This is a genomic window from Paracoccus sp. L-17 (assembly GCF_056857655.1).
This window is the reverse complement of the sequence record NZ_JBSXNM010000035.1, coordinates 13,383-40,266: the sequence shown is the minus strand read 5'-3', so window position 1 is coordinate 40,266 and position 26,884 is coordinate 13,383. Positions and strand designations below refer to the sequence as shown.

At 67.2% G+C, this 26,884-nt stretch carries 26 protein-coding genes; 12 read left to right on the top strand and 14 right to left on the bottom strand.

Annotated elements, in window-relative coordinates; genetic code table 11:
* The first annotated feature begins 61 nt into the window (after positions 1-61).
* Genes lgt through pgeF form a run of 3 tightly spaced genes read left to right on the top strand, consistent with a single transcriptional unit; the run spans position 62 to position 2,743 of the window.
* Positions 62-940: a prolipoprotein diacylglyceryl transferase gene (lgt, locus tag AC13CR_RS08010; protein WP_292955770.1), complete on the top strand. Its 879-nt coding sequence runs from the start codon at positions 62-64 to the stop codon at positions 938-940.
* Positions 937-1,995: a class I SAM-dependent methyltransferase gene (locus AC13CR_RS08005; RefSeq protein WP_482900899.1), complete on the top strand. Its 1,059-nt coding sequence runs from the start codon at positions 937-939 to the stop codon at positions 1,993-1,995. Before lgt ends, AC13CR_RS08005 begins: the two co-directional genes overlap by 4 nt.
* Positions 1,979-2,743, top strand: a complete 765-nt coding sequence (pgeF, locus tag AC13CR_RS08000) for a peptidoglycan editing factor PgeF (protein WP_292955761.1) — start codon at positions 1,979-1,981, stop codon at positions 2,741-2,743. Before AC13CR_RS08005 ends, pgeF begins: the two co-directional genes overlap by 17 nt.
* A 25-nt stretch (positions 2,744-2,768) precedes the next feature.
* Here pgeF and parE read toward each other — a convergent pair whose 3' ends face one another.
* The 4 genes from parE to AC13CR_RS07980 all read right to left on the bottom strand — a co-directional run bounded on the left by parE (position 2,769) and on the right by AC13CR_RS07980 (position 8,516).
* The gene (parE, locus tag AC13CR_RS07995) at positions 2,769-4,730 is read right to left on the bottom strand and encodes a DNA topoisomerase IV subunit B (RefSeq protein ID WP_292955758.1); all 1,962 of its coding nucleotides are present in this window, start codon (positions 4,728-4,730) and stop codon (positions 2,769-2,771) included.
* A 114-nt stretch (positions 4,731-4,844) separates the two neighbouring features.
* Positions 4,845-5,504 (bottom strand): glutathione S-transferase family protein, encoded by a 660-nt coding sequence (locus AC13CR_RS07990; RefSeq protein ID WP_292955755.1) that lies wholly within the window; start codon positions 5,502-5,504, stop codon positions 4,845-4,847.
* Positions 5,505-5,571: 67 nt separating this feature from the next.
* A complete protein-coding gene (locus tag AC13CR_RS07985) occupies positions 5,572-6,537 on the bottom strand; it encodes an alpha/beta fold hydrolase (RefSeq protein ID WP_292955752.1) in 966 nt (321 codons plus the stop codon).
* 353 nt (positions 6,538-6,890) lie between these two features.
* A complete protein-coding gene (locus tag AC13CR_RS07980; RefSeq protein ID WP_446236460.1) occupies positions 6,891-8,516 on the bottom strand; it encodes a D-alanyl-D-alanine carboxypeptidase family protein in 1,626 nt (541 codons plus the stop codon).
* Between the two features lie 301 nt (positions 8,517-8,817).
* Between AC13CR_RS07980 and clpS the strand changes: the two genes are divergently transcribed.
* From clpS to AC13CR_RS07965, 3 genes are read left to right on the top strand one after another with little or no spacing between them, the layout of a single operon-like run.
* Positions 8,818-9,135 (top strand): ATP-dependent Clp protease adapter ClpS, encoded by a 318-nt coding sequence (gene clpS, locus AC13CR_RS07975; protein WP_292955746.1) that lies wholly within the window; start codon positions 8,818-8,820, stop codon positions 9,133-9,135.
* A gap of 3 nt (positions 9,136-9,138) precedes the next feature.
* Entirely contained in the window at positions 9,139-10,149 is a 1,011-nt protein-coding gene (locus AC13CR_RS07970) for a class I SAM-dependent methyltransferase (RefSeq protein WP_292955743.1), read from the top strand.
* Positions 10,146-10,952 (top strand): SDR family NAD(P)-dependent oxidoreductase, encoded by an 807-nt coding sequence (locus AC13CR_RS07965; protein ID WP_292955740.1) that lies wholly within the window; start codon positions 10,146-10,148, stop codon positions 10,950-10,952. The genes AC13CR_RS07970 and AC13CR_RS07965 overlap by 4 nt, the downstream gene beginning before the upstream one ends.
* A gap of 2 nt (positions 10,953-10,954) precedes the next feature.
* Here AC13CR_RS07965 and AC13CR_RS07960 read toward each other — a convergent pair whose 3' ends face one another.
* Positions 10,955-11,368 (bottom strand): hypothetical protein, encoded by a 414-nt coding sequence (locus AC13CR_RS07960; protein ID WP_292955737.1) that lies wholly within the window; start codon positions 11,366-11,368, stop codon positions 10,955-10,957.
* A gap of 64 nt (positions 11,369-11,432) precedes the next feature.
* Here AC13CR_RS07960 and hemF point away from each other — a divergent pair, with 64 nt between their 5' ends.
* Complete coding sequence (gene hemF, locus AC13CR_RS07955; protein ID WP_292955734.1) at positions 11,433-12,299, top strand: oxygen-dependent coproporphyrinogen oxidase; 867 nt, start codon at positions 11,433-11,435, stop codon at positions 12,297-12,299.
* Positions 12,300-12,416: 117 nt separating this feature from the next.
* On the opposite strand, the gene AC13CR_RS07950 is transcribed toward hemF, so the two are convergent.
* Together AC13CR_RS07950 and hemE are read right to left on the bottom strand one after the other, a co-directional pair.
* Positions 12,417-13,295: a DMT family transporter gene (locus AC13CR_RS07950; RefSeq protein ID WP_292955731.1), complete on the bottom strand. Its 879-nt coding sequence runs from the start codon at positions 13,293-13,295 to the stop codon at positions 12,417-12,419.
* Positions 13,292-14,320, bottom strand: a complete 1,029-nt coding sequence (hemE, locus tag AC13CR_RS07945) for a uroporphyrinogen decarboxylase (RefSeq protein WP_292978585.1) — start codon at positions 14,318-14,320, stop codon at positions 13,292-13,294. The genes AC13CR_RS07950 and hemE overlap by 4 nt, the downstream gene beginning before the upstream one ends.
* Before the next feature lie 75 nt (positions 14,321-14,395).
* On the opposite strand from hemE, the gene hemC reads away from it, so the two are divergent.
* Positions 14,396-15,337: a hydroxymethylbilane synthase gene (gene hemC / locus AC13CR_RS07940; RefSeq protein ID WP_292958322.1), complete on the top strand. Its 942-nt coding sequence runs from the start codon at positions 14,396-14,398 to the stop codon at positions 15,335-15,337.
* A 148-nt stretch (positions 15,338-15,485) separates the two neighbouring features.
* On the opposite strand, the gene lexA is transcribed toward hemC, so the two are convergent.
* The 7 genes from lexA to AC13CR_RS07905 form a co-directional block, all read right to left on the bottom strand.
* Positions 15,486-16,199, bottom strand: coding sequence for a transcriptional repressor LexA (gene lexA / locus AC13CR_RS07935; RefSeq protein WP_292958320.1), 714 nt, complete (start codon positions 16,197-16,199; stop codon positions 15,486-15,488).
* A 99-nt stretch (positions 16,200-16,298) separates the two neighbouring features.
* On the bottom strand, positions 16,299-17,477 hold the full coding sequence (locus AC13CR_RS07930) for a molybdopterin molybdotransferase MoeA (protein WP_293013947.1): 1,179 nt from the start codon (positions 17,475-17,477) through the stop codon (positions 16,299-16,301).
* Positions 17,474-17,947 carry a cyclic pyranopterin monophosphate synthase MoaC gene (moaC, locus tag AC13CR_RS07925; protein ID WP_292958316.1) on the bottom strand — a complete coding sequence of 158 codons (474 nt, stop codon included), beginning with the start codon at positions 17,945-17,947 and terminating at the stop codon, positions 17,474-17,476. Before moaC ends, AC13CR_RS07930 begins: the two co-directional genes overlap by 4 nt.
* Positions 17,944-18,747, bottom strand: a complete 804-nt coding sequence (trpC, locus tag AC13CR_RS07920; RefSeq protein ID WP_292958314.1) for an indole-3-glycerol phosphate synthase TrpC — start codon at positions 18,745-18,747, stop codon at positions 17,944-17,946. The genes moaC and trpC overlap by 4 nt, the downstream gene beginning before the upstream one ends.
* A gap of 9 nt (positions 18,748-18,756) precedes the next feature.
* A complete protein-coding gene (locus tag AC13CR_RS07915; protein WP_446236254.1) occupies positions 18,757-19,428 on the bottom strand; it encodes a uracil-DNA glycosylase in 672 nt (223 codons plus the stop codon).
* Complete coding sequence (trpD, locus tag AC13CR_RS07910; protein WP_292958310.1) at positions 19,425-20,450, bottom strand: anthranilate phosphoribosyltransferase; 1,026 nt, start codon at positions 20,448-20,450, stop codon at positions 19,425-19,427. Before trpD ends, AC13CR_RS07915 begins: the two co-directional genes overlap by 4 nt.
* A complete protein-coding gene (locus AC13CR_RS07905) occupies positions 20,447-21,034 on the bottom strand; it encodes an anthranilate synthase component II (protein ID WP_292958308.1) in 588 nt (195 codons plus the stop codon). The genes trpD and AC13CR_RS07905 overlap by 4 nt, the downstream gene beginning before the upstream one ends.
* 114 nt (positions 21,035-21,148) lie before the next feature.
* Here AC13CR_RS07905 and AC13CR_RS07900 point away from each other — a divergent pair, with 114 nt between their 5' ends.
* The 4 genes from AC13CR_RS07900 (at position 21,149) to trpE (ending at position 26,855) form a co-directional block, all read left to right on the top strand.
* Positions 21,149-22,138: a hypothetical protein gene (locus AC13CR_RS07900; RefSeq protein WP_292958306.1), complete on the top strand. Its 990-nt coding sequence runs from the start codon at positions 21,149-21,151 to the stop codon at positions 22,136-22,138.
* 1 nt (position 22,139) lies between these two features.
* A complete protein-coding gene (locus tag AC13CR_RS07895; protein WP_292958304.1) occupies positions 22,140-23,315 on the top strand; it encodes an aminotransferase in 1,176 nt (391 codons plus the stop codon).
* A gap of 67 nt (positions 23,316-23,382) precedes the next feature.
* Positions 23,383-25,347: a SurA N-terminal domain-containing protein gene (locus AC13CR_RS07890; protein ID WP_292958302.1), complete on the top strand. Its 1,965-nt coding sequence runs from the start codon at positions 23,383-23,385 to the stop codon at positions 25,345-25,347.
* On the top strand, positions 25,347-26,855 hold the full coding sequence (trpE, locus tag AC13CR_RS07885; protein ID WP_292958300.1) for an anthranilate synthase component I: 1,509 nt from the start codon (positions 25,347-25,349) through the stop codon (positions 26,853-26,855). The genes AC13CR_RS07890 and trpE overlap by 1 nt, the downstream gene beginning before the upstream one ends.
* The last annotated feature ends 29 nt before the right edge of the window (positions 26,856-26,884 follow it).

Below are 26,884 nucleotides of genomic sequence, written 5' to 3'. Positions count from 1 at the left end.
AAGCGCGGTTGACACCGCATCCTGCGCCGCTAGCGTGCGCCCCGCATTCCGCGAGGCCCCCATGATTCCCTTTCCCGACATTTCGCCCGAGATCTTCACCATCGATCTGGGCGGCCTTTCGCTGTCGCTGCGCTGGTATGCGCTGGCCTATCTGGCGGGGCTGCTGCTGGGCTGGCGGCTGCTGATACGCATGATGCGCAACGACGCGGTCTGGGGCGACCGGGCGCCGATGCGACCGGAGGCGGTCGACGATCTGCTGACCTGGGTCATCCTGGGCGTGATCCTGGGCGGCCGCCTGGGCTTCGTGCTGTTCTATCAGCCGGGCTATTATCTTTCGAACCCCGCCGAGATCCTCAAGGTCTGGGAGGGCGGGATGAGCTTTCACGGAGGCTTCGCGGGCGTCATCCTGGCCACGTGGATCTTCTGCAGGCGCCACGACATCCCGCCTCTGCGCGTGGCCGACGCGATGTCGGTCGTGGCCCCGATCGGGCTGTTCTTCGGCCGCATCGCGAATTTCATCAACGCCGAACTCTGGGGCCGGCCGACCGACATGCCGTGGGGCGTGATCTTTCCCGGCGAGGCCGCGCAATCCTGTCCGGGCGTCGAAGGGATCTGCGCCCGCCATCCCAGCCAGCTCTACGAGGCGGGGCTGGAGGGCTTGCTGCTGGGTCTGATCCTCTGGGCCGTGCTGCGCGCCGGCGGCCTGCGGCGGCCCGGCCTGTTGTTCGGGGTGTTCCTTGTCGGATACAGCCTGGCCCGCTTCTTCGTGGAATTTTTCCGGGTCGCCGATCCGCAATTCATCACGCCCGACAATCCGCTGGGCCATGTGATCGGCGGGCCGGTGATCGGGCTGAGCATGGGTCAGCTTCTGTCGCTGCCAATGCTGCTGGTGGGTCTGTTCTTCGTCCTCTGGGCCAGACGTCGCCCCGCCATCGCATGACGCCGCTGGCGCGCGTGATCGCACAGCGTATCCGCGTCGCCGGGCCGATGACGCTGGCCGATTACATGGAATTGTGCCTGATGCATCCGCGTCATGGCTATTATGCCAGCCGCGATCCCTTCGGGGCCGCGGGCGATTTCACCACCGCCCCGGAAATCTCTCAGATCTTCGGCGAGTTATGCGGGCTCGCCCTGGCGCAGGCCTGGATGGATCAGGGCCGCCCCGCGCCCTTTACCCTGGCCGAGCCGGGGCCGGGACGCGGGACGCTGATGGCGGACATGCTGCGTGCGATCCGGGCCGTGCCCGGCATGTCGGACGCGGCCGAGGTGGCGCTGATCGAGGCATCGCCCTTTCTACGCCAGGTCCAGAAAGACCGGCTGGGCGCGATCCGGCATCTCGATCACGTCGAGGAACTGCCGGACAAGCCATTGTTCCTGATTGCAAACGAATTTTTCGATGCCTTGCCGATCCGGCAGTTTCAGCGCCTGGATGACGGCTGGGCCGAACGTGTCGTCAGCGGCGATGAAAACGGCCTGCGCATGGGTCTTGCGCCGCCGGTCCTTCTGCCGCGTGAAGGACAGGTCGGCGAGGTGATCGAGGATCGGCCCGCCGCGACCGCCATCGTCACTGCCATCGCCTCGCGCGTTGCCAGCCATGGCGGCGCGGCGATCCTTGTCGATTACGGCGGCTGGAACGGTGTTGGCGATACGTTTCAGGCCCTGCGCGCGCATCGCCCCGAGGATCCGCTGGCCCATCCCGGCGAGGCCGATCTGACCGCCCATGTCGATTTCGCACCGCTGGCGGCGGCCTCCATCCAGGCGGGCGCGGTGGCATCGCGCCCGATCCATCAGGGTGACTGGCTGCTGTCTCTGGGCGCCGCAGATCGGGCGCGCAGGCTGGCCGCGGCCGGGGATGGGGGTGCGATGGTCGCACTTGATCGCTTGACCGCCGCAGACAAAATGGGTCACTTGTTCAAGGCGATGGCCATCTGGCCCCGCGGGGCGCCGCCGGTGCCCGGATTCGACGCGCTGAGGCTTCATGCAGACAACGCTTGAGATCCTGAACCACCCGCTGCTTTCGGATGTGAGGCACGGATTTTTCACCCGGAAGGGCGGTGCGTCGTCGGGGCTTTTTGCGGGGCTGAATTGTGGCCGACGTTCCAGCGACCAGGCCGATATGGTGCGGGTCAATCGCGGGCGCGTGGCGCAGGCGATGGGGGTTCCGGCCGCCAGCCTGGCGACCGTGAAACAGGTTCATTCGGCCGATGTGGTGACGCTGGCCGCGGGCGAGGATGTCGAGGCGATCCGCGACCAGAGAGCCGACGGGATCGTGACGGCGCGGCGCGACGTGGCGCTGGCGGTGCTGACGGCCGATTGCCAGCCGATTCTGCTGGCCGATCCGCAGGCGGGCGTGATCGGCGCCTGTCATGCCGGCTGGCGCGGGGCCCTGTCCGGAGTGATCGAGGCGACGGTGGCCGCGATGCGGGCCCTGGGCGCGACGCAGATCCGGGCCGTGATCGGCCCCTCGATCAGCCAGCGGGCCTATGAGGTCGGGCAGGATTTCATGGAGGATTTCCTGCTGGAAGATCCCGATTACCATCGATTTTTCGCAGGCGGTCCGAACGGCAAGCCGATGTTCGATTTGCCGTCCTTCGGCCTCTCGCGTCTGCGCGCTGCCGGGGTCGAGGCCGAATGGTCGGGCCATTGCACCTATTCCGACCCCGCGCGCTTCTTCAGCTATCGCCGCGCCACGCATGAAGGGCAGGCCGATTACGGCCGGCTGATCTCGGCCATCGCGCTGTAGCCGGGATCCCGTCCGCGCCGCCGGGTCAGACGTCCAGCTCTTCCACGAAACGGGCGTTTTCCTGAATGTATTCAAAGCGAAGCTCGGGCTTCTTGCCCATCAGCCGCTCGACCAGATCGCCGGTTTCGCCGCCCTCGTCATCGTCGATGCTGACCCGGATCAGCTTGCGCGTCTTCGGGTTCATCGTCGTGTCCTTCAAATCCTTGGCGTCCATCTCGCCCAGGCCCTTGAACCGCTGCACGTCGATCTTGCCCTTGCCCCCCAGCCCCTTGGCCAGCATCCGCTCTTTCTCGGCGTCGTCGGCGACATAGATGCGATGCGCGCCCTGCGTCAGCCGATACAGCGGCGGACAGGCCAGATAGAGATGCCCCTTGTCGATCAGCGGCCGCATCTGGGTGAAGAAGAAGGTCATCAGCAGCGATGCGATATGCGCCCCGTCCACATCCGCATCGGTCATGATGATGATCTTGTCGTAGCGCAGATCGTCCACGTTGAAGCGCGTCCCCATCCCGACCCCGAGCGCCTGGCAAAGATCATTGATTTCCGCGTTCTGGCCCAGCTTGGACGAGGCCGCGCCCAGCACGTTCAGGATCTTGCCGCGCAGGGGCAGCAGCGCCTGTGTGGTGCGGTCGCGCGCCATCTTGGCGCTGCCGCCGGCGCTGTCGCCCTCGACGATGAACAATTCGGTGCCGTCGCGCGCGGTGGCGCTGCAATCGACCAGCTTGCCGGGCAGGCGCAGTTTCTTGGTCGCCGATTTCCGGGCGGTTTCCTTTTCCTGCCGGCGGCGCAGACGTTCTTCGGACCGCAGCACCAGAAAATCGAGGATTGCGCCCGCCGACTTCGTGTCCGAGGCCAGCCAGTTGTCGAAATGGTCGCGCACCGCACCCTCGATCAGCCGCGCGGCTTCGGTCGTGGCCAGGCGGTCCTTGGTCTGGCCGACGAATTCCGGCTCGCGGATGAAACAGCTGACCAGCGCGCAGCCGCCTGTCAGCAGATCCTCGCGGGTGATCTGGGCGGCCTTGCGGTTGCTGACCCGTTCGCCATAGGCGCGGATGCCCTTGAGGATCGCGGCCCAGAAGCCGGCTTCGTGGGTGCCGCCCTCGGGGGTGGGGACGGTGTTGCAATAGGACTGGATGAAGCCGTCGCGGGCCGGCGTCCAGTTGATCGCCCAATCGACCTTGCCCGGCGCGTCGAAGCGTTTGAAATCGACGCTGCCCGCGAAAGGCCGGTCGGCATAGCTGGTCGCGCCGGCCAGCGTTTCCGACAGGTAGTCGGCCAGCCCGCCGGGAAAGTGAAAGCTGGCCTCGGTCGGCGTCTCGCCGTCGTCGATCTCGGATTTCCAGCGGATTTCGACGCCCGAGAAAAGGTAGGCCTTGGATTTCACCATCTTCAGCAGGCGCGCGGGCTTGAAGCGGTGATGGCCGAAAATGTCCTCGTCGGCATGAAAGGTGACGGTCGTGCCGCGCCGGTTCGGCGCCGCGCCGATCTTCTCGACCGGTCCTTCCGGCACCCCGCGCGAGAATCGCTGCTCGAACAGTTCCTTGTTGCGGGCGACCTGAACCACCAGGCTGTCGGACAGCGCGTTCACGACCGATGCGCCGACGCCGTGCAAACCGCCCGACGTCGCATAGGCATCGCCCGAGAACTTGCCCCCGGCATGAAGCGTGCACAGGATCACCTCCAGCGCGGATTTTCCGGGAAATTTCGGATGCGGGTCGATGGGAATGCCGCGTCCGTTGTCGCGCACCACGACACTGAAATCAGCCAGCAGTTCGACCTCGATCCGGCTGGCATGGCCGGCGACCGCCTCGTCCATCGAATTGTCGAGGATCTCGGCCACAAGGTGATGCAGGGCGCGTTCATCGGTGCCGCCGATATACATGCCGGGGCGCTTGCGGACCGGTTCCAGTCCCTCCAGCACCTCGATCGAGGATGCGGAATAGCTTTCCACGCTGGCATCGGCGGCAGAGAGAAGGTCGTCGGCCATGGGCTGCTCGTGTTTATGGCTGTTTTGACGACTATCTCATGTCCGGGCCGGGTGGGGCAAGTGGTTGTGGCTTTGGAAACCTCGGCCGCAACCACTTGCGCGGGCGATAGCGTATCATTCCGGCTCGGCCAGCCGTGCCTCCCACATGCGGCGAAAGGCCGGCCGGGCCTGGCAAGCGTCCAGCCAGGCGGTGATCGCGGGGAATTCCTGCATCAGGGCGCCGTAGGATTGGGCATAGCGCAGAACTTCGGCCAGATTGATGTCGGCGACGGTAAACCGGTCGCCGATCAGATGGCTGTGACGGCCCAGATGATCTTCGACCACGCGCAAGGGCCGGATCAGCCTCCCGGCTGCATCCGCGACGATGGCCGCGTCCTCGCCGGATTGTGTCTGGTCGCGTCCATGCAGGAACAGGATCGTCAGGGCGTCGGGTTCGATGGCTGTCGCCGCGTAAAAGCTCCACTGCATCATCAGCGCATCCTCGGCGGCGTCGGTGGGGCCTATGGGCTGGCCGTGTCGGCGCGCCAGATACAGCGTGCAGGCCATCGATTCGCTGAGGATCAATCCATCGTCGTCGATCACCGGAATGGCGCCTGCGGGCGACAGGTCCAGAAAGCCGGGTGAGCGTGTGTTCATCCGCGCGCCGGGCGCATCCGCATCGGCAAGGCGGTAGGCCTGAATCACCGGCACCTGGTGAAAAGGCAGGGCGATCTCGTGGCACAGCCAGACGATGCGCGATGCGCGGGAGCGGGTGACACCATAGAGGGTCAGCATCTGGACGTACTCCTGTCTGCCTCGGCCCGGGCAAGTCGGGCCTTGCTTGCGGTTTCACGACGGCGCGTCATCGCAGCCCGGCGCGGGCGGCGGCGCGGTCGATGGCGGCCACGACCTGGTCCGGGGCGGCGTGATGAGGCATATGGCCCACATCCTTCAGCACCGTCAGACGGGCGCTCGGCACCTCGCGCACCATGCGGCGCGAGTGAATGTCCAGTCCGACAGTCGTATCGGCATCGCCATGCACGATCTCGATCGGCTGGTTCAGACCTGGATAGAGCGGCGCCATCTTTTCGAGATAGGGTTTCAGATTCGCCACCTGCTGCGCATTGGCCAGCAGACTGCCCTGTCGCAGCGTCAGTTCGGCGCCGACGTAGGAGGCGTAGCCGTCCGGCACCGGATTGGGCGCGAAAATCTCGGCGATCGCGCGATCGACGGTGGATTTCGGCGCGAAGGCCGAGATCATCGGTGCGACCACGGCCCTGCCAAAGGGAGTGGCGAGAAAGGGCGACAATCCGCCAAGCTCACCTTCCCAGGGGTAGGTCGCCCCCGCCAGCAGCACCAGCGCGGCGGTGCCGTCGGGATCGCCCAAGGCCCATGCCATCGCAACCGCGCCGCCATAACTGTGGCCCAGAACGACAGGATTGCGCACGCCAAGCTGGTCGGCCGCCTGGCGCAGAAGATCGGCCTGACGGCGCGGGTCGTCGTTGCCTTCGGGCAAGGGATCGGTCCATCCCAGACCGGGTCGATCGAAGGTGATGACGCGGTATCTGTCCTGCAGGCGCCCGACCAGGTCGAAGGTGAAATCGCGGCTGCTGCCGCTGGCACCGTGCAGCAGGACCAGATCCGGACCTTGCCCGCGAATGTCGGCATGAACCGTCAGGCCGTTCACTTCGAGCAACTGACCGGTCGGGGGAAAACGCCGTTCGGCCGCTTCGGCACGCCGCTCGACCTGATTGTCCAGCAGGGCGGCGCATCCGCCAAGGCTGAGGGCGGTAACGGCAATCAGCATCGCGGCCTTGAAAAAGCGCATCTCGGTCGGGTCTCCGCAGGTCGTCCTGTCGAACAATCACGGACGAGAGAGGGTTCCGGTTGCACCCGGACGAATTTTTCCGTTCATCCGCAGATCATTGTCCAAGCGTCGCAGGTGACGCAAGCGGCGCGGACGGGTTGTCGCCACGGCCCGGGCTTGCCGTTTGCGACCATGAGGCCATCACCCCATCTGACCGGGCCAATCTCTGCATTCCTCGCGCCTTGGGCCGGCTGGCGCGGAACACGACACCAGATCCGAAGTCACCGGACCACAAAAAGCGAGGCTGGAAAAGCGCGCAGCAAAAACGGGCGGGAAGGCCCCGCCCGGTTCGGTTTTGGCGCATCACAGCGCGCTCAGGGTCCGATCACCTTGCAATCCTGCGAGCGGGTCCGGAATCTTTCGCAGACCAGTTGTGCGCCGGCCTTGTCAAGATTGACGAACTTGGGTTCGAAACCGCGAATCGTATTGGCGATATTGCGCTGCGCATTCCCAAGCACCGCGCCGTCCTGCAAGGCGCTGCGGATCAGCAACTGGTCGGCTTCGGCCCTGGAGCGGTACAGACCCAGCGACACCCCCCAATTCCGGCTGCCGTCAGAGGCGCGCGAGACGATCTCCAGCGGTTCCGGCTCGGACCGGTCGCCTTCGCCCATCGCGGCAAGGATCACCGAATCCGAACGCGGCTTCGGCGCTTCAGAGGCCATAAGCGACATCGCATCACCCTGTTTCGGAACCGCGGCGGCGACGGCCCGGGCGATGGCCTCCGGGTCCTGACCCTTTTCCGCCGAGGCGACCAGCGAGGCGGTTTGCGTGCCGCGCGACCGGGGTGCCGGGGCCGGGCGGGACGATTCCGACAGCAGGCCGGCAGCAAGACTTGCCGATTGCCGCGGTGCGGCCTCGGTCGAGGCGACAGCGCTGGCAATGGCCTCTTCCACTGCGTCGCCCTCGGCGACCGGACGGCGGTTGGGACGGATGCTGGAGGCCAGTAGCAGTTTGTTGCCATCGGCAGCCGGCTGGGCGGCAGCGGCCTGACGGACCGCCTCCGCGATCTGCACCGGGTCGCTGACCGGAACCGCCGAGCGGCGCGCAGGCTTTTCGGAGGCCGACAGAACCAGGCGCTGCGGCTGCGGCCGGGTCGCCGCCGTGCTGGGCTGGACCTGGGCCCTGCGCACGACCTTCTTGGCCAGGTAACGTGGCGGCTGAGGCCGGACCTCGCTGACCCGGTCGCGAACGCGCGAGAATCCCGCGTCCAGCAATTGCGCCATCAACTGATTGCGCTGCGCGGTCGATGTGCCACCGAACACGGTCGCGATCAGCCGCTTGTTGCCGCGCTGCGCCGAAGCGGTCAGGTTGAACCCTGCCGCGCGGGTATATCCGGTCTTGATGCCGTCAGCGCCCTTGTAGGCATCCAGGAACCGCTTGTTGGTCGAAGACACCTTGGCGATTCCCGCATCCGCCGAACGGCGCGAGAACAGGTTGTAATATTGAGGGAAATCATAGAACAGGCGGCGGCCAAGGATCGACATGTCCTGGGCGGTGGAATAATGCCCCTGGGTCGTCAGACCGTTCGCGTTCCTGAATTGCGTGTTCCGCATCCCCAGGGCGCGTGCCATCTGGGTCATCTGCTGGGCAAAGGCCGCCTCGGACCCTGCCAGGCCTTCACCGATGGTGGTGGCGGCGTCGTTGGCCGACTTGATCGCCGCCGCCCGGATCAGATAGCGCAGTTCTATCTTCTGCCCCGCCCGCAGACCAAGTTTCGAGGGCGGTTCGGCCGCGGCGTTCGACGATACCGTGAACAGTGAATCCAGCCGCACCTGCCCGCGCTCGATCGCGGTGAACGCCATGTAAAGCGTCATCATCTTGGTCAGGGATGCAGGATGCAGCGGTGTGTTGGCGTTCTGTGAATAGATCGGCTGACCGTTCCGGGCGTCCATCACATAGGCTGCGAAGGGTGCGGCCGACAGACTTGCCGGTGCCAGCATGGCCAACAGAAGGAAAGCCCATGGCCGGGCCAAGCGTAGAGAATGGGTCAATGTCACTGTCTCTCTGCCTCGTGCGGGCATGTCTTTTGTCGCATACCCGTTCTTAATAAAATCACAATAGCATGAGATTTCTGTGCATGTAACCTTGGATTTGCACTATTTTCCACCTTGCCCGCGTATGGGATCCGGGGCTTTCATCGCCCGCCAAAACGCTTATATTCGCCCATGGACGAAGGGTCGGCCGCGATGCGGGCCCGGAACACAGGACCGGAAGGCCTCACGGACACTCATGACGCAATGGATGAGCGACAGCGACAAGCCCGACGACCAACAGGATCTGGCCGTTAAGCCGCATACCCGACCGCAGCGACCGCCGATGTACAAGGTCTTGATGCTGAACGACGATTTCACGCCGATGGAATTCGTCGTGCATGTCCTGGAACGGCTTTTCAACATGACCCATGCCCAGGCGATCGAGATCATGCTGACCGTCCACCGCAAGGGGGTCGCGGTGGTCGGGGTCTTTTCGCATGAAGTGGCCGAGACCAAGGTGGCGCAGGTCATGGAACTGGCCCGGCGTCAGCAGCATCCGCTGCAATGCACCATGGAAAAAGAGTAACCCGTGACCGGCACCCGACTTTCGCTGGCCCTCGCGGACTCGGTGCCCGAGGGACGTTTCCTTGTGATCGGTGCGCGTGCAGCGGACGATCTTGCCCCGCTGGGTCCCGATCGCATGGTGATCCAGCAGCGACATTTCCCCGACCATCATGCGCTTGCCGCACGCGGCTTTGATGTCACAACCCAGGCCGAGGGGCGTTTCGAGGCCGCGCTGGTGTTCCTGCCGCGCGCCAAGCCCGAGGCCCGCGCCCGGATCGCCGAGGCCGCAGCGTGCCTTTCCGCCGGCGCTCCGCTCTGGATCGACGGGCAAAAGACCGATGGTGTCGATTCGATCCTGAAAGAGTTGCGCGACCTGGCCGGGATCGACGAGGTCCACAGCAAGGCGCATGGCAAGATCTTTCGCCTGACGCTGCCGGCGGGCGACTGGCTGCCCGCCGGCTGGGCAGCCCGCCCGAACCACGTCGCGCCCGGATTTGTCACCCGGCCCGGCGTCTTTTCCGCCGATGGGATCGATCCGGGATCGGCCTTGCTGGCGCGGCACCTGCCGGAGCGGCTGCCGTCGAGGATGGTCGACCTGGGCGCCGGCTGGGGCTGGCTGGCGGCGCAGGCGCTGTCGCGGCCGGGGGTCGAGGTGATCCATCTGGTCGAGGCCGACAATGCCGCACTGCAATCGGCGCGCGACAACATCGCCGATCCGCGCGCCCGTTTTCACTGGGCCGATGCGCGTGACGTGGCCCTGGCCGATCCGGTGAACGGCGTGATCATGAACCCGCCCTTCCATGACGGGCGCGATGCCGATCCCCGGCTGGGTGCGGCCTTCATCGCCTCGGCCGCGCGGCTTCTGACCGGGGCGGGCCGGCTGTGGATGGTCGCCAACCGCCATCTGCCCTACGAGGCCGCCCTGGCGCGGCATTTTGCGCAAGTCACCGAAACCGGAGGCGATGCGCGCTTCAAGATCATCGAGGCCAGCGGCGCCCGCCGCGGCACCCGCAGGATGCAAGGAAAACGCGGATGAGCATGTCCGTTCAGGGAAAGACCGCCATAGTCACCGGCGCCGCGCGCGGGATCGGCCTTGCCATTGCCCAGCATCTGGTCGAGCGGGGGGCGAACGTCATGTTTGCCGACAGCGACGAAGAGGCGCTGGAATCCCAGGTCTCGGATTATGATACCGAGACCGGCCCGGTGCGCCAGTTCGTCGGCCACATGACCGAAAAGCTGGCCATGGCCAACCTGCTTTCGGCCACGCTGGATGCGTTCGAACGCATCGACATTCTGGTGAACGCCCATCGCTTCGTCAAAAGCTCGGATCCGCTGGACACCGATCCGGGCGTGCTCGAGGAAATGCTGCGTCAGAACATGATCGCGGGCCTGCGGCTGTCGCAGATGGTTGCCAAGCGGATGATCAAGCAGGCCGAGGACCAGCGCGATCTGGCGCAGGCGGGCGCCATCGTGAACATCTCGACGCTGGCGGCCTGCCGGCCGGTGCCGTCGATGCTGGGCTATTCCATCGCCTGCGCGGCCCAGGAACAATCGACGCGCGGGCTGGCGCTGGCGCTGGCGCCCTATCGGATCAGGGTGAACGGCGTGTCCTTCAGCAGCATCATGTCGCACGAACTGAAATGCGCCTTGCGCGATGACATGGATCTGCGCGCCCAGATCATTTCGGGCACGCCTCTGGGCCGGATCGGCGGCGCCGACGAAGTGGCCGAGACGGTGCAATATCTTGTCAGCGAGGGCGCGCGCTTCGTGACCGGCCAGATCGTGACCGTGGATGGCGGCCGCAGCCTTGCCGATCCGGTCACGGCGCAGGTTCTGTAATCTCAGCCCTGCTTTTCGGGATAGGCGGCCTTGCAGGCCCGAACCGCGGCCGCCGCCTGGGTGGCCAGCGCCGTCTTGCGCGCCGCCAGGTTGTCGCGCTTGCGGGTTTCGGCCGCCGGGTCGATGGGCACGCGGTAACGCTGGGTATCGACGTAGTCCTGCCAGCAGGGACGATAGCTGACCTGAACGTTCCCCTCCTTGTCGCGATACAGATCGCGGCACTGGGTCAGGCGGTCGCGCACCACCTCGCGCTCTTCCCAGGCATAGCCACGCGCCAGATTGCCCTCGACCACGGCCAGCAGGCGGCTGACCGTGCGATATTCATCGGTGTTGCGGCCGATGCACTGCTGTAGCGGGGTCGCGCAGGCCGCCAGCAGCAGCGGAACGGAAAGGGCGAAGGCGGTGTTGCGGCGCATGATCGGTCTCTTTACATCGGCGAGGCGATGCTAGCCGGGCGTTCGGTCGCTTGGCAAATCAAGAATGGAGAGCGTCATGGACGACCAACGCCGCCAGGCTGCCGGCTGGTTCAGGGAATTGCGCGACCGGATCACGACCGCCTTCGAATCGCTGGAGGATCGCGGCCCCGGCGACGGACCCGAGGGACGATTCGTCGTCACTCCCACGCAACGCGGCGAGGATGGCGGCGGCGGGCTGATGTCGGTCATGCGCGGTGGCCGGGTCTTCGAGAAGGTCGGCGTGAACTGGTCCGAGGTTCATGGCACGCTGGCCCCCGCGGCCCAGGCGGCCATGGCTGCACGCGGTGTGCCCGGCATGGACCGCGACCCGCGGTTCTGGGCCTCGGGGATCAGCCTTGTCGCGCATATGCAGAACCCTCATGCGCCGGCGGTCCATATGAACACGCGCATGTTCTGGACGCCCGGCGCCTGGTGGTTCGGCGGCGGATCGGATCTGAACCCCTGCATCGAATATCCCCATGATACTGCGCATTTCCATGCCACCCTGCGTGCGGCCTGCGCGCCGCACGGGGCCGATTATTACGACCGCTTCAAGGCCTGGGCGGACGAATATTTCTTCATCCCCCATCGCGGCCGCGCGCGCGGGGTCGGTGGCATCTTCTACGACGATCTGTGCACTGGCGACTGGCAGGCCGATTTCGCCTTTACCCGCGATGTTGGCGCGGCTTTCCTGCCCGCCTTCCTGCCGCTGGCCGAGGCACGCATGGCGCAGGGCTGGGACGACGCCGACCGCGAGGCGCAGCTGATACATCGCGGCCTCTATGCCGAATACAATCTGGTCTATGATCGCGGCACGAAGTTCGGGCTGGAGACCGGCCATAATGCCGATGCCGTGCTGATGAGCCTGCCGCCGCTGGCGAAATGGGTCTGAGGATCGCGTGATCCTTGCCGATCCGCCCATCCGGCGACAGCAGCGGGAAGGGATGGTTGCGGCAGGGGGACCGGGGGATGCAAAACCCCCGGCCGTCGCGGGACGCGAAAGACGCCCTCAGCCGATGGCCACCGCCAGCAGCCAGCCGACCCCGATCACGATCAGCGCCATTCCGGCCAGTTGCAGCCGTTGCGTGGCCTCGCGGAACAGCCGGCCCGAAACGATCTGCGCGAACACCACCTCGACCAGTGCCAGGGTGCGGACATTGGCGGCGGGGGTCAGTGCGAAACCCACGAACCAGAACAGCGACGCCATTGCGCCAAGCGCGCCGGCCGCCAGTGACACCCGCCATTCGACGGTGATGCCGCGCAGTGCCGCGCGATCGAAGGCCGACAACCACGCCAGCATCGCCACCGATTGCATGGCCAGGGTCAGGACCAGCACCGTCAGCGCCCGGGCAAAATAGCCGCCCTCGGGCAGCGCAAGCAAGGCGCCGCGAAACCCGATGGCCGAGATCCCGAACAATGCCCCCGCAGCAATGCCGTTCAGGATCGGCCGCAGGCCCGCTTGCGACCAGCTGGCCCCGGATGCCAGCACGACGCCCAGGGTCGCCACCCCGATCGCGCCCATCCGTGCCGGTCCCAGCGGCTCGGCCAGAACCAGAGCGCCGATCAGTGCCAGCGTCACCGGTTCGGTCTTCATCAGCGCGGTGGCGACGCCAAAGCTCTGGCCGCGCATGGTCAGCAGCATGAAGGCCGTCGCAGCAATCTGCGCCGCGGCACCAAGTCCGGCAAAGGCCAGCGTGCCGGGGCCGATGATCGGCAATTCCATGAACGGCCACAGCGCCAGCAGCATCACCGCCGCGAAGGGCAGGCCAAAGACGAAACGCACTGCCGTCGCGCCGGTCGTTCCGACGCGGGCGGTCAGTCCGGCCTGCGCCGCATTCCGTCCGGTTTGCGCGACCGCGGCGATCAACGTGGCCGCGACCCAGATCATGCGCTTCGGACCGCCTCGATCATGGCCGCGACGTTGTCCGGGTCGGCCTCGGGCGTGATCCCATGACCCAGATTGAAGACATGCGGGCCGCCCCGAAAGGCGCGGGTGATCCGTTGCGCCTCGGCGATCAGATCCCTGCCGCCCGTGACCATGTGTCGCGGGTCCAGATTGCCCTGGACACAGCCGTCGATCTGCACGTTCCGGACCGCCCATTCCGGACTGACCGAAGTGTCCAGCGCGACGCAATCAGCGCCCGTGGCACGGGCAAAGCCGACATAGCGTTGTGCCGCCCCGCGCGGAAAGGCGATGACCGGGATGCCGGGGTGGCGCTGTTTCAGCGCGGCAATGATGCGACGGGCGGGGGCGATCGCGAAATCGTCGAAATCGGGGCCTGCCAGGCTGCCTGCCCAGCTGTCGAACAGCTTGACCGCCTCGGCGCCCGCTTCGATCTGCGCCGACAGATACAGGATCGTCGCCTCGGTGATCCGGTCGATCAGCGCCGAAAATGCCGCACGGTCCGCCGCCTTGAAATCATGCGCTGGACCCTGATCGGGCGTGCCGCGGCCGGCGATCATGTAGGTGGCGACGGTCCAGGGCGCGCCGGCAAAACCGATCAGGGCGGTCTGCGCAGGCAGATTGCGCGACAGGATCTTCACCGTCTCATAGACGGGATGCAGCCTGTCATGGATCGCATCGGCCGGCCGAAGGTCTGCCGCGCCCGCCGCGCTGGTGATCGTCGAGAGGCGCGGCCCCTCGCCGGCGACAAACCACAGATCCGCGCCAAGCGCCTGCGGCACCAGCAGAATATCGGCGAAGAGGATCGCGGCGTCGAAGCCGAACCGCCGGATCGGTTGCAGCGTCACCTCGGCCGCCAGCTCGGGATTGTAGCACAGCGACAGGAAATCGCCCGCTCGGGCGCGCGTCGCGCGATATTCCGGCAGATAGCGCCCGGCCTGACGCATCATCCAGATCGGCGGGACGGGCAGCGCCTCACCGGCCAGCGCGCGCAGCAGCAACTTGGTCATGGGACCTCCTTTGCGGCCCTTCAAGGCGAGGGTGCGGGCGTTGTCAAGCGCGCGTCCGACCGCTATGGCGGGCGCATGACACAGATGCCCGACCCCTCGCAGCCCCTGAAGATCGGCACCCGCGGCTCGGTCCTGGCGCTGGCGCAGGCGCATGAGACGCGCGCCCGCCTGATGGCCGTCCACGATCTGCCGGCCGAGGCGTTCGAGATCGTCGTGATCAGGACCACCGGCGACCGGATCACCGACCGCCCGCTGAAAGAAATCGGCGGCAAGGGCCTGTTCACGCGTGAGATCGAAGAGGCGCTGTCTGCGGGCCGGATCGACATCGCGGTCCATTCGATGAAGGACATGCCGACGCTTCAGCCCGAGGGAATGCTGATCGATTGCCTGCTGCCACGCGAGGATGTCCGCGACGCCTTCGTGTCCCCGCACGTTGCCTCGATCCAGGATCTGCCGCAGGGCGCGGTGGTCGGTTCTTCCAGCCTGCGCCGGCGGGCGCAGTTGGCGCATCGGCGACCCGATCTGCATCTGGTCGAGTTTCGCGGCAACGTCCAGACCCGGCTGCGGAAGCTGGAAGAGGGCGTGGCGGTTGCGACCTTTCTCGCCATGGCCGGCTTGCGACGGCTGGACATGCTGCATGTGGCGCGCGGGCCGATCGATCCGGCCGAAATGCTTCCCGCGGTGGCGCAGGGCGCCATCGGCGTCGAGCGCCGGGCCGGCGATGACGCGACCGCGACACTCCTGCGTGCCATCCATGATGTCGAAACCGGTCAGCGCATCGCTGCCGAACGCGCCTTCCTCGCGCGCCTGGACGGATCCTGCCAGACGCCGATCGCAGGTCTGGCCGAGCTGAGCGGATCGCGACTGACCCTGCGCGGAGAAATCCTGCGCCCGGACGGCGCCGAGGCGTTCAGCGGCAGCCGTAAAGGCGAAATTCCCGACGGCCCGGCGATGGGGGCCGACCTGGCCGAGGAATTGCTGTCGCGTGCCGGCCGGGGCTTTCTGGAACATCTGTGAGCGGCAGAGGCCATGCCGCAAGGCCGGGACAGCCAGCCTGAGGACACGAACCCACCCGGCAGTCAGCTTGTGACAGGCCAGACCGATGCGAGCGGTCGCAATGCGGCCCTTCGCGGGCGATCAGCCAAGGGTGCCGCGCCGCGATCCCTCAATAGCTGCGGATCAGGCCGACGAGGCGGCCCTGCACGCGGACACTTTCCTCGGGCAGGATGCGGGTTTCGTAGGCAGGGTTTGCCGCCTCCAGCGCGATCATCGCGCCGCGCCGGCGATAGCGTTTCAGCGTCGCCTCATGGCCTTCGACCAGGGCGACGATGATGTCACCGTTCTCTGCGCTGTCCTGTTCGCGAATCACCACGACGTCGCCGTCGTTGATCCCCGCCTCGATCATCGAATCGCCCTTGACCTCCAGTGCGTAATGATGGTCGCGACCCGTCAGCATCGTGCCGGGCACCGAGACATGGTGCGAAATTTCGGAAATCGCCTCGATCGGGACGCCCGCCGCGATCCGGCCCATCAGCGGCAATGCGACGGCCGCGCTGTCCACGATGTCCATCGCGCCGCGCGGACGGCCCGGACGATCATTCGAGATGACGCGGGGCGAGAATCCGGCCGCAGCTTTCGGGGTGTCCCCGTCCGTCCCCGCCAGCGCATCCGGCAGGCGCAGGATTTCCAGCGCGCGGGCACGATGGGGAAGACGCCGGATGAAGCCACGTTCCTCAAGCGCCGTCACCAGCCGGTGGATGCCGGATTTTGAGCGCAGATCCAGCGCATCCTTCATCTCGTCGAAAGAGGGCGGGACACCGTCGCGCGCCATGCGCTTCTGAATGAATTCCAGCAGCTGGATTTGTTTCCTGGTCAGCATCGGCCCGTCCTTGCCCCGAAGTGTTCCGCGAATGTTCTAGCCGATCGGCCGAATCGCGTCAACAATCTGCGCGCATCGTGATGAAAAATCGGTTAAGGCTCAGCGGCGAAGCGGCAGAAAGCAGACCACGTCGCCGGCCCTGCGGGCGGGGTCGCCGGCGGGCCTGACCAGCAGGGCGTCAGCCTGCGCCATCAGCGACAGGCGGGCGGAATCCTGGTCGCGGAACGGATTGATCAGCGGCAGGTCAGGCCCGTCTTCAAGGCCGGCCCGCAGGTAATGCTGGCGATCGCCCTCGGGGGCCAGATCGCGGGCAAGACGGGCGCGTCCGATGCGGTGTCCCGCATCCAGCCCCTGCATCCGAAGGATCAGAGGTTGCATGAACAAAATTCCGCAAACAATTGCAGAAACAGGATTTCCTGGTAGTCCAAGCATGGCGGACCGGCTGATTGTTCCGGCCATCAGCGGTTTTCCGGGCCGCATCGCGATCTTGTAGAAGGCGCGGTCCATGCCCAGGTCGGCCGCGACCTTGCCGACCAGATCATGATCTCCGACCGAGGCGCCGCCGATGGTGACGATCAGATCGGCATCCGCGGCCGAGGCCAGGCTGTCGCGCAGGCTGGCCTCGCTGTCTCGCGCGATGGGCAGGATCCGCGGCACGGCGCCTGCCTCGGCGGCCAGCGCGGCGATGGCGAGATCGTTGGAACTGACGATCTGGCCGGGCTGCGGCATCTGACCCGGCCGGACCAGTTCGTCGCCGCCCGCGAGAATCGCGACGCGGGGCTGGTCTGCGACGACCACCTGCGGAACATTCATCGCTGCCAGCAAGCCGATATCGGCCGCCGTCAGCTTTCGCCCGGATGGCAGCACATCACCTTCTGCGAAATCGCCGCCGCGCAGGCGGATATGGGTGGCATCGCTGCGTGTGGCAACGCTGAGGCTGTCGCCCTCGCGGACGGTGTTTTCCTGCATCACGACGCGATCATAGCCGGGCGGAACGGGTGCGCCGGTAAAGATGCGGATGGCGGTTCCGGGCACGGCCTCGCCCGACCATGGATGGCCCGCGGCAGAGGTGCCGGCGACGCGCAGCGGCCCGTCCAGATCGCGCGAGCGCAGCGCATAGCCGTCCATTGCGGCGGCATCGAAAGGCGGTTGGGTCAGACGCGCGCGCGCCGGCTCCAGCAGCGCGCGGCCCGCGGCGCGTTCCAGCGGAACCAGATCCGGCCGCGGCGCCGGAGCCAGCGCGAGAACGCGCGACAGGGCCTCATCGACGGGGATCACGGGCGGGCCTCGTAGAGACCGGACTTGCCGCCTTCCTTGCGCAGCAGGCGGATGGCGTCGATCCGCATGTCCTTCTGCGCCGCCTTCAGCATGTCGTAGATCGTCAGGCAGGCGACGGTGACGGCGGTCAGGGCCTCCATCTCGACGCCGGTGCGGCCGGTTGTGCGGACGGTCGCCGTGACGCGGATGCCGGGAAGATCCGGATCCGGCGTCAGATCAAGTGCGACCCTGGCGATGGGCAGGGGATGGCACAACGGGATCAGGTCGGCTGTGCGCTTGGCCGCCATGATTCCGGCCAGACGCGCAACGCCCATCACATCGCCCTTCTTGGTCCCGTCCTGGGCCAGGGCCAGCGTTTCGGGCGCCATGATCACACAACCTTCGGCCACTGCCTCGCGCGCTGTGTCCGGCTTGCCCGAGACATCGACCATATGCGCCTGTCCGGCCTTGTCGAAATGGGTCAGGCTCATGGCGCGGCGGCCTTGGCGGTGTCGAGGATGGCCCGCGTCGCCGCAGCCACGTCGTCCTGCCGCATCAGGCTTTCACCGATCAGGAAACGCGATGCGCCGACAGCCATCATCCGTGCCAGATCGGACGAGGTGAAAAGGCCGCTTTCGCAAACCAGATCGCGGCCCGCGGGGATGCGCGGGGCCAGATCGCGGGTCACGTCCAGCGTCACCTCGAAGGTCCGCAGATTGCGGTTGTTGACCCCGATCAGCGGCGATGCCAGCCGCAGCGCGCGGTCCAGCTCCGCCGCGTCGTGGACCTCGATCAGCGCGTCCATGCCCCAATGGCGGGCAGCATCCTCAAGCTCGGCGGCCAGCGCGTCATCGACCGAAGCCATGATGATCAGGATGCAATCGGCGCCCCAGGCACGAGCCTCGGCGACCTGATAGGTGTCGTGGAGAAAATCCTTGCGCAAGACCGGCAGGTCGCAGGCCGCGTGCGCGTCTGCCAGATAATCGGGCGCGCCCTGGAAACTGGGCGCGTCGGTCAGGACCGACAGGCAGGCGGCGCCCCCCGCGGCATAGGCGCGGGCCAGCGAGGGCGGGTCGAAATCGGGGCGGATCAGGCCCTTGGACGGACTGGCCTTCTTGATTTCGGCAATCAGGGCGGGGCCGGTCGCGGCCCTCGCGGTCAGCGCGGCGGCGAAACCGCGCGGTGCCGGCGCGGCGCGGGCGGCGTCTTCGATTTCGGCAAGCGGACGGGCGGCCTTGGCGGCCGCGATCTCGTCCAGTTTGTAGGCCTTGATCGTGTCGAGAATATCCATGGATTGCTTCTAGCCTTGCCGGGGCGACGAGGGAAGAGCGTGCGGCTTCGCCCAGTCGATCGGGGTCCGGCCCTGCCTCTCCAGCCAGCGATTGATATGGCCGAAGGGGCGGCTGCCGAAAAAGCCGCGCCGCGCCGACAGCGGTGAAGGATGCGCGGTGGCGATGACCAGATCCTGCTTGCGCGGCAGGCCGGACGCAGCCCTCTGTGCATGGGCGCCCCAGAGCACGAAGGCGAGGGGGCCGTGTTTCTGCGCCTCGGCCATGGCGTCGCGGGCCAGGGCCTGCCAACCCCATCCGGCATGGGCGCCGGCCTGGCCGGGCAGCACCGACAGCGCGGTGTTCAGCAACAGAACCCCCTGTTCGGCCCAGGCCGACAGATCGCCCGTGGCCGGGGCCGCGCCCAGATCGTCGCGAAGTTCGGCGAAGATGTTTTTCAGGCTGCGCGGCACGGCGATGCCGGGCGCGACCGAAAAGGCAAGCCCGTTGGCATGGCCCGGCGTCGGGTAGGGATCCTGCCCCAGGATGACCACCCGGACCTGATGCGGCGAAATCGCATCGAGGGCCGCAAAAAGCCGGTCGGGGCCGGGCAACCAGCCATCCGCCATATCCAGCCGGTCGCGGATGCCGGGCCATGTCTGCTGAAAGAAGGGCAGATGCGCCCAGGGCGCCGGCGGAATCACGTTTCGGGCGGCGGGCCGGTGACGGCGGCAAGCTGTTTCAGCTTTGCTCGGGCCGCGCCGCTGTCGATGGATCGGGCCGCCATCGCGGCCCCTTCGCGAAGGTCGGCCACCTTGTCCGCCACCAGCAGTGCTGCCGCCGCGTTCAGCAGAACGGCGTCGCGATAGGCGCTTTCGGCGCCGTCCAGCAGGGCGATGAATGCCTTCGCGTTGTCGCGCGGCTCGCCGCCGATGATCGCCGCGAATGGGTGGCGTGGCAGGCCGGCATCTTCGGGCGTGATGGTGAATTCGGTGATGCCGCCATCCTTCAGGGCGGCGACATGGCTTTCGCCCGCGATGCTCAGTTCATCCGTGCCGTCGCCGCCATGGACCAGCCAGGCCGCATCCGAACCCAGATCGCGCAGCACTTCGGCCATGGGGCGGATCCATTGCGCTGAAAATGCGCCGGTCAACTGCCGGCGGACCGAGGCGGGATTGGTCAGCGGGCCAAGCAGGTTGAACACCGTTCGCGTGCCCAGTTCGGTGCGCGGCGGACCGACGTGGCGCATGGCCGGGTGATGCATGGGCGCCATCATGAAGCAGATGCCCGCAACATCCAGCGCCTGTTGCGCCACGGCGGGACCGCCCATCACGTTGATCCCCATCTGCGTCAGCGCGTCCGCCGCGCCCGATTTCGAGGACAGGTTCCGGTTGCCATGCTTGGCCACCGTCACGCCCGCGCCGGCCACCACGAAGGCCGCCGCGGTCGAGATGTTCAACGTGCCCTTGCCGTCGCCTCCGGTGCCGACGATATCCATCGCCCCGGCCGGCGCGTGGACCCGGTTCATCCGCTTGCGCATGGCGCGGGCGGCGGCGGCGATTTCGTCCACGGTCTCGCCGCGCACGCGCAGCGCCATCAGCAGACCGCCGATCTGTGCCGGCGTCGCGGCGCCGTCGAACAGCGCCGCAAAGGCCGTCTCGGCCTCGGTTCCGGTCAGCGGCCGGGTCGCGGCGATGCCGATCAGCGGACGGATGTCGGTGCTCATGCGGCGGCTTTCGTCCGGCAGCGGGTCAGAAAGTTGCGGATCATGTCATGGCCATGTTCCGAGGCGATCGATTCGGGGTGGAACTGGACACCCTCGATGGGCAGGTCGGCGTGGATCAGGCCCATGATCGTACCGTCATCCGAGGTCGCGGTGACGCGCAGGCATTCGGGCAGGCTTTCGGGCTGGACGGTCAGCGAATGATAGCGTGTGGCCTTCAGCGGCGAGGGCAGGCCGGCGAAGACGCCGCTGCCGTCATGGTCGATGGCGTCCACCTTGCCATGCAGGATGCGATTGGCGCGCACGATCCTGCCGCCGAAAGCCTCGCCGATGGCCTGATGGCCAAGACAGACGCCCAGCAGGGGAATCCGGCGCCCGGCTGCCGCGCGGATCAGGTCGAGACAAATCCCCGCCTGCGCCGGATCGCAGGGACCGGGCGAGATCACGATGCCGTCAGGATCCATCGACAGCGCCTCGTCCACGCCGATACGGTCGTTGCGGTGGACGGCCACCTCGGCCCCGGCCTCGCCCAGATAATGCACGAGGTTCCAGGTGAAGCTGTCGTAATTGTCGATCAGAAGGATCATCGGGCGGCCTCGGGCTGGTGCGGTTCGGGGGCGGTTCCCCCTTGCGGGCGGGTTCGTTATAGATGGGCCAAAGCGCGCCGGGGGGTCAAGCCCGGCCGGGACGTGAAGGGGCGCATGGCACGCGGTTTCTGGACAGGTTTGCTGCATGGTGGCGTCGTCAGCGCCGCCGGTCTGGTCGCGCTGTCGTTGGCGCTGCCATTGCCGGGCACGGCCCCACCCGCGACGAACCCACCCGAAACCGCCGGCTCCGTGCCGCAGGACGGGGCCGCCAAACCCGCGCAGGCGACGGGCGACGGGCCCGCCTCGGCCGATGCCGTCTCTGCCGAACCTGTCTCTCGGGAAGCCGAGACCCGCGAATCCGGGGCCCGCGCATCCGAGGCGGACGGATCCGGGCAGGCCCGGACGCCGACGCCACCGGACGATGCCGGACCGACCGAACGGGCGTCAGCCACGCCCGCGCCGGATCGGCCGCAGGCCGAAGGCGCGCCCTCGGCTGGGGCGGTGGATCTGCCGGTGGGTTCGGAATTCGGGCGCGGCGGCGATCTTGCGCCGCAGATGCCCGCGCCGCTGGCCGTGCCGGGGTCGCGGATGCGGCAATCCGAGGCTCCGGCCGTTGCCGCACCCGCCGCCGAACCCGCACCCGTCGCCCTGACCGGCGACAACCGCCGGCCACAGACCGAACCGGCCCGGGGCCCCGCTCTTGCCAGCCCCGAGGATGACGCGGGCGACGCGCCGGACCTGACGCGGCCCGATGCGATTTCGGCGCCCGCCGCGCCAGCGGTGCCCAGGATGGCGGGGGCCGGCGCGCAGGACGAAGCACCGGCCCGCCCGACCGCCTCGCAGGGGGATGCCGCGCGAACTGCGCCCGCCCGGCCAGCCGATGAAACCGCGCCGGACGCAGCCGCTGTCACGCCTGCCGCGACAGCCGAGTCCGTGCCGCAGCCCGCCAACGTCGATCCTGCGGCGGCCGGATCCCGGTCCGATGCCGCCGATCCTGCCGTGTCAGGCGGATCGGATGCCGTGGCGCCGTCGATGCCGCAGCCGTCGCTGGATCTGTCGCTGCCGCCCGACCTTTCCGATCTGCGCAGCCTGGAGCGTGACTGACATGATGCCGCTGAACCCCGCCCTTGCGGGCACCTTTCCGCCGCCGGTGATGGAGGCGCGGCGCTGGTTGCAGGATGCGGACTTCCCGCCAGACCGTCCGCTGATCAATGTCAGCCAGGCCGCGCCGGTAGAGCCGCCGCCGCAAGGACTTTGCCGCGCCATCGCCGAGGCCGCGCTGAACCGCCCCGAGGCGCATCTCTATGGCCCGGTCCTGGGCAATGCCGATCTGCGCGCCGCCGTGGCGTCGGAATTCGCGCGCGCCTATGGCGGCCGGGTCGCGCCGGATGAGGTGGCGATCACCCAGGGCTGCAATCAGGCCTTCTGCGCCGCAATGGCCACGCTGGCCGGGCAGGGGGACGAGGTGATCCTGCCGGCGCCGTGGTATTTCAATCACAAGATGTGGCTGGACATGCAGGGCGTGATCACGCGCCCCTTGCCCTGCCGCCAGGACATGTTGCCCGATCCGGCCGAGGCCGCAGAACTGATCGGTCCCCGCACGAAAGCCATCGTGCTGGTCACGCCGAACAATCCTTCGGGTGCGGAATATCCCGCGGATCTGGTCGCGGCCTTCTTCGATCTGGCGCAGCGGCGCGGCCTGGCGCTGGTGCTTGACGAGACCTATCGCGATTTCGACAGCCGCACTGGCGCCCCTCATGACCTGCTGCGCCGCGCAGAGCGGGACCAGACGCTGATCCAGCTTTACAGTTTTTCCAAGGCCTACCGGCTGACCGGCCACCGCGTCGGCGCGATGATCGCCTCGACGGCGCGGCTGCGCGAGGTCGAGAAATTCCTCGATACGGTGGCCATCTCGACCTCGCAGCTTGGCCAGATCGGTGCCCTGTGGGGGATCGAGAACCTGCGCGACTGGCTGGCCGGCGAACGCGATGCGATCCTGGCGCGGCGCGCGGCGGCAGTGGCGGCAATGTCGGATCTGCCGGGCTGGCGGCTGAAAAGCGCCGGGGCCTATTTCGCCTGGGTGGAACATCCCTTCGCCGAGAGTTCCGCCGACCTGGCCCCCCGGCTGGTGCGCGGGGCCGGTGTGCTGGCGCTTCCCGGCACGATGTTCGTGCCCCGCGGCGATGCCGAGGGCGCGCGGCATTTCCGCCTGGCCTTCGCCAATGTCGATGCGGACGGAATCGCCCATCTTGCCGAAAGACTGGCGGGTTTCGGCGGCTGACAGGCTTGTGGCGGGGGCGCGCGCGTCCTAGAACCGGCAGCGACACGACATGACGGAAGGCCGGGCCATGAAGAACCTGCGCACACACGGTAAATCCACGATCGTCTGGTTGCTTCTGGGCCTCATGGTGCTGGGCCTGGGCGGCTTCGGGGTGACCAGCTTCTCGGGCGGTTCGTCCGAGATCGGCTCGGTCGGCGAGACCAAGGTCACGGCCGAGGAATATGCGCGCGCTTTGCGCGGGCAGATGATCGCGATCCAGCAGCAGACCGGCCAGCCGCTGACCATGGCACAGGCGCAATCCCTGGGTCTTCAGCAATCGGTTCAGGCGCAGCTTTTCACCGCCGCCGCGCTGGAGGAACAGGCCCGCCGCATGGGCGTTTCCGTCGGCGACGAGGCAGTTCGCCAGACGATCCTCGGCGCGGAGGCCTTCAAGGGTCCGAACGGCAAATTCGATCGCACCGCCTATTCCCAGGCGTTGCGGCGCGAGAGCATGGCCGAAAGCGACTTCGAGGACGAGGTCCGCAAGGACGAGGCCAGGCTGATGATTCAGCGCGCCGTGGCCGGCGGCGTGGTCGCGCCCCAGGCCATGGTGGATCGCGCCGCCGCCTGGATTCTGGAAGCACGCGATCTGTCCTGGGCCGAGTTGACCGCCGAGGATCTTCCCGCCGCCATCGAGGAACCCGACGAAAAGACGCTGAAGGCCTGGCACCAGGCCAATGCCGACCGCTTCACCGCGCCCGAGGCGCGCAAGATCACCTATGTCTGGTTGACCCCCGAGATGATGTCGGATCAGGTCAAGCTGGACGAAGCGGCCCTGCGCGCGGTCTATGACGAGCGCATCGACGAATTCCAGCAACCCGAGCGGCGACTGGTCAGCCGGCTGGTCTTTCCGTCCGAGGCCGAGGCAAAGGCCGCCAAGGATCAGATCGACGCGGGCACCCAGCCATTCGAAGCCTTCGTGATACAGCGCGGCCTGACAATGGATAGTATCGATCTGGGCGAGATGACCAGACAGCAGCTCGGCGCGGCCGGCGACGCGGTTTTCGCGCTTGACGGACCGGGCGTGGTCGGTCCGGTCCAGACCGATCTGGGACCGGCCCTCTTTTCGATGAACGCGATCCTCGACCCGATCAACATTTCCTTCGATGAGGCCAAGCCCGATCTGCGCCAGGAGGCCGCCATCGACCGCGCGCAACGCATGATCGACGATAATTCGGCCGATTACGAGGACATGCTGGCCGGTGGCGCGACGCTGGAAGAGGTCGCCCAGCAGACGCCGATGGAACTGGGCCAGATCGACTGGGTGGCGGGCGAGACGCCGGGCCCGGGCGGCATCGACGGCTATCAGGCATTCCGCGACCGCGCCGAGGCGGTCAGCGAAAGCGACTTTCCCGAAATCGAACGGCTGGATGATGGCGGCATTTTCGCGCTGCGTCTGGACGAGGTGGTGCCCGCGACGCTGAAGCCCTTCGAGGCGGTGCGCGACGCGGTCGCCGAGGATTGGCGCCTTGCCGAAACCAGGCGTCAGCTTCTGGCCCTTGCCGAGGAGGAAAAGCTCAGGGCCAGCGCGGCGGCCGAACCCGGTGCGGAACCGCAGCCGCTGCAGGGCGCGGGCGGAGTGGTGCAGAATTCGGGCCCGGCGCCGAATGCTGCCGGGGACAATGCCGCGGCTGATCCGGCGACGCAGGATCCGGCACCGCTGGAATGGACCTCGCAGACCGGTCTGACGCGCGACGGCTGGATCGACAACCTGCCCCGGCAGGTGGTTGCACAGGCCTTTGCCCTGAAGGAACCCGGCGAGATCGAGGTCGTCGATGCCGATGAGCGTGTTTTTCTGGTCCGTCTGGACGCGGTGCAGAAGGCCGATCTGGACAGCGAGGACGCGCGTGGCGTGAAGAATGCCATCGCATCGCGGATGGGGCAGTCCCTGCAGGACGACATCTTCGACTATTATTCCCGCGCGGCCCAACGGCAGGGCGGTCTTCAGATCAACCAGCAGGCGATCAATGCCATCAACGCACAGGTCCAGTGATGGAGCTTTCGCCTGAATTTCCCGCCTTCGAGGCGGGCTGGAAATCCGGGCATAATCAATTGGTGACGATCCGGCTGGCCGCCGATCTGGACACGCCGGTCAGCCTGATGCTGAAACTGGCCGAGGCCGCGCCGATGTCCTTCATGCTCGAATCGGTGACGGGGGGCGAGGTCCGCGGACGGTATTCCATCGTCGGCATGAAGCCCGACCTGATCTGGGATTGCCGCGACGGCCAGGCGCGGATCAACCGCCAGGCGCGCTTTTCCGACGAATATCAGCGCGACGACCGGCCCGCGCTGGACAGTCTGCGGGCGCTGATCTCGGAAAGCCGGATCGCCGAGATGCCCGAGGATGTGCCCCCGGTCGCGGCGGGCCTTTTCGGCTATCTCGGATACGACATGATCCGGCTGGTCGAGGATCTGCCGAACGTCAATCCCGACCCTCTGGATCTGCCCGACGCGATGCTGATGCGGCCCTCGGTCGTCGCGGTCCTGGACGGAGTGAAGGGCGAGGTGACGCTGTGCGCGCCTGCCTGGCACGATGGCAGCGACAATGCCCGCGCCGCCTATGCCCGCGCCGCCGAACGGGTGATGGATGCCCTGCGCTCGCTGGACCGGCAACCGTCCGAGCCGCGCGCCCTGGGCCACGACACCAAGATCGGCGAGCCGGTGTCGAACTTTGCCAAAGCGGATTATCTGGCGGCGGTCGAGAAGGCCAGGGAATACATCCGCGCGGGCGACATCTTTCAGGTCGTGCCCTCGCAACGCTGGCGGATGGCGTTCCCTCTGCCGCCCTTCGCGCTGTACCGGTCGCTGCGCCGCACCAATCCCTCGCCCTTCATGTTCTTCCTGAACATGGGCGGATTTCAGATCGTGGGCGCCAGTCCCGAAATCCTCGTGCGTCTGCGCGACGGCGAGGTGACGATACGACCCATCGCCGGAACCCGACCGCGCGGGGCGAACGAGGCCGAGGACCGCGCGCTGGAGGCCGAGCTCCTAGGCGATCAGAAAGAGCTGGCCGAACATCTGATGCTGCTGGATCTGGGCCGCAACGATGTCGGTCGTGTCGCCAGAACCGGCACTGTCCGTCCCACCGAGCAATTCACCATCGAGCGCTACAGCCACGTCATGCATATCGTGTCGAATGTCGTGGGAGAATTGCGCGAAGGCGAGGATGGCTTGTCAGCGTTGCTGGCGGGTCTGCCGGCGGGCACGGTTTCGGGGGCGCCCAAGGTCCGCGCGATGCAGATCATCGACGAACTGGAGCCCGAAAAGCGCGGCGTCTATGCCGGTGCGGTCGGCTATTTCGCCGGCAATGGCGAGATGGACATGTGCATCGCCTTGCGGACCGGGGTGGTCAAGGACGGCTCGCTTTACATTCAGGCGGGCGGCGGGGTGGTCTATGACAGCGATCCCGAGGCCGAATTCCAGGAAACCGTGAACAAGAGCCGCGCCCTGCAACGCGCCGCCGAAAGTGCATCGCGGTTCGTGCGCGGCGGAAACGGCTAGCGGGTCGCTTGCGGCGCAACCGCGTGCTG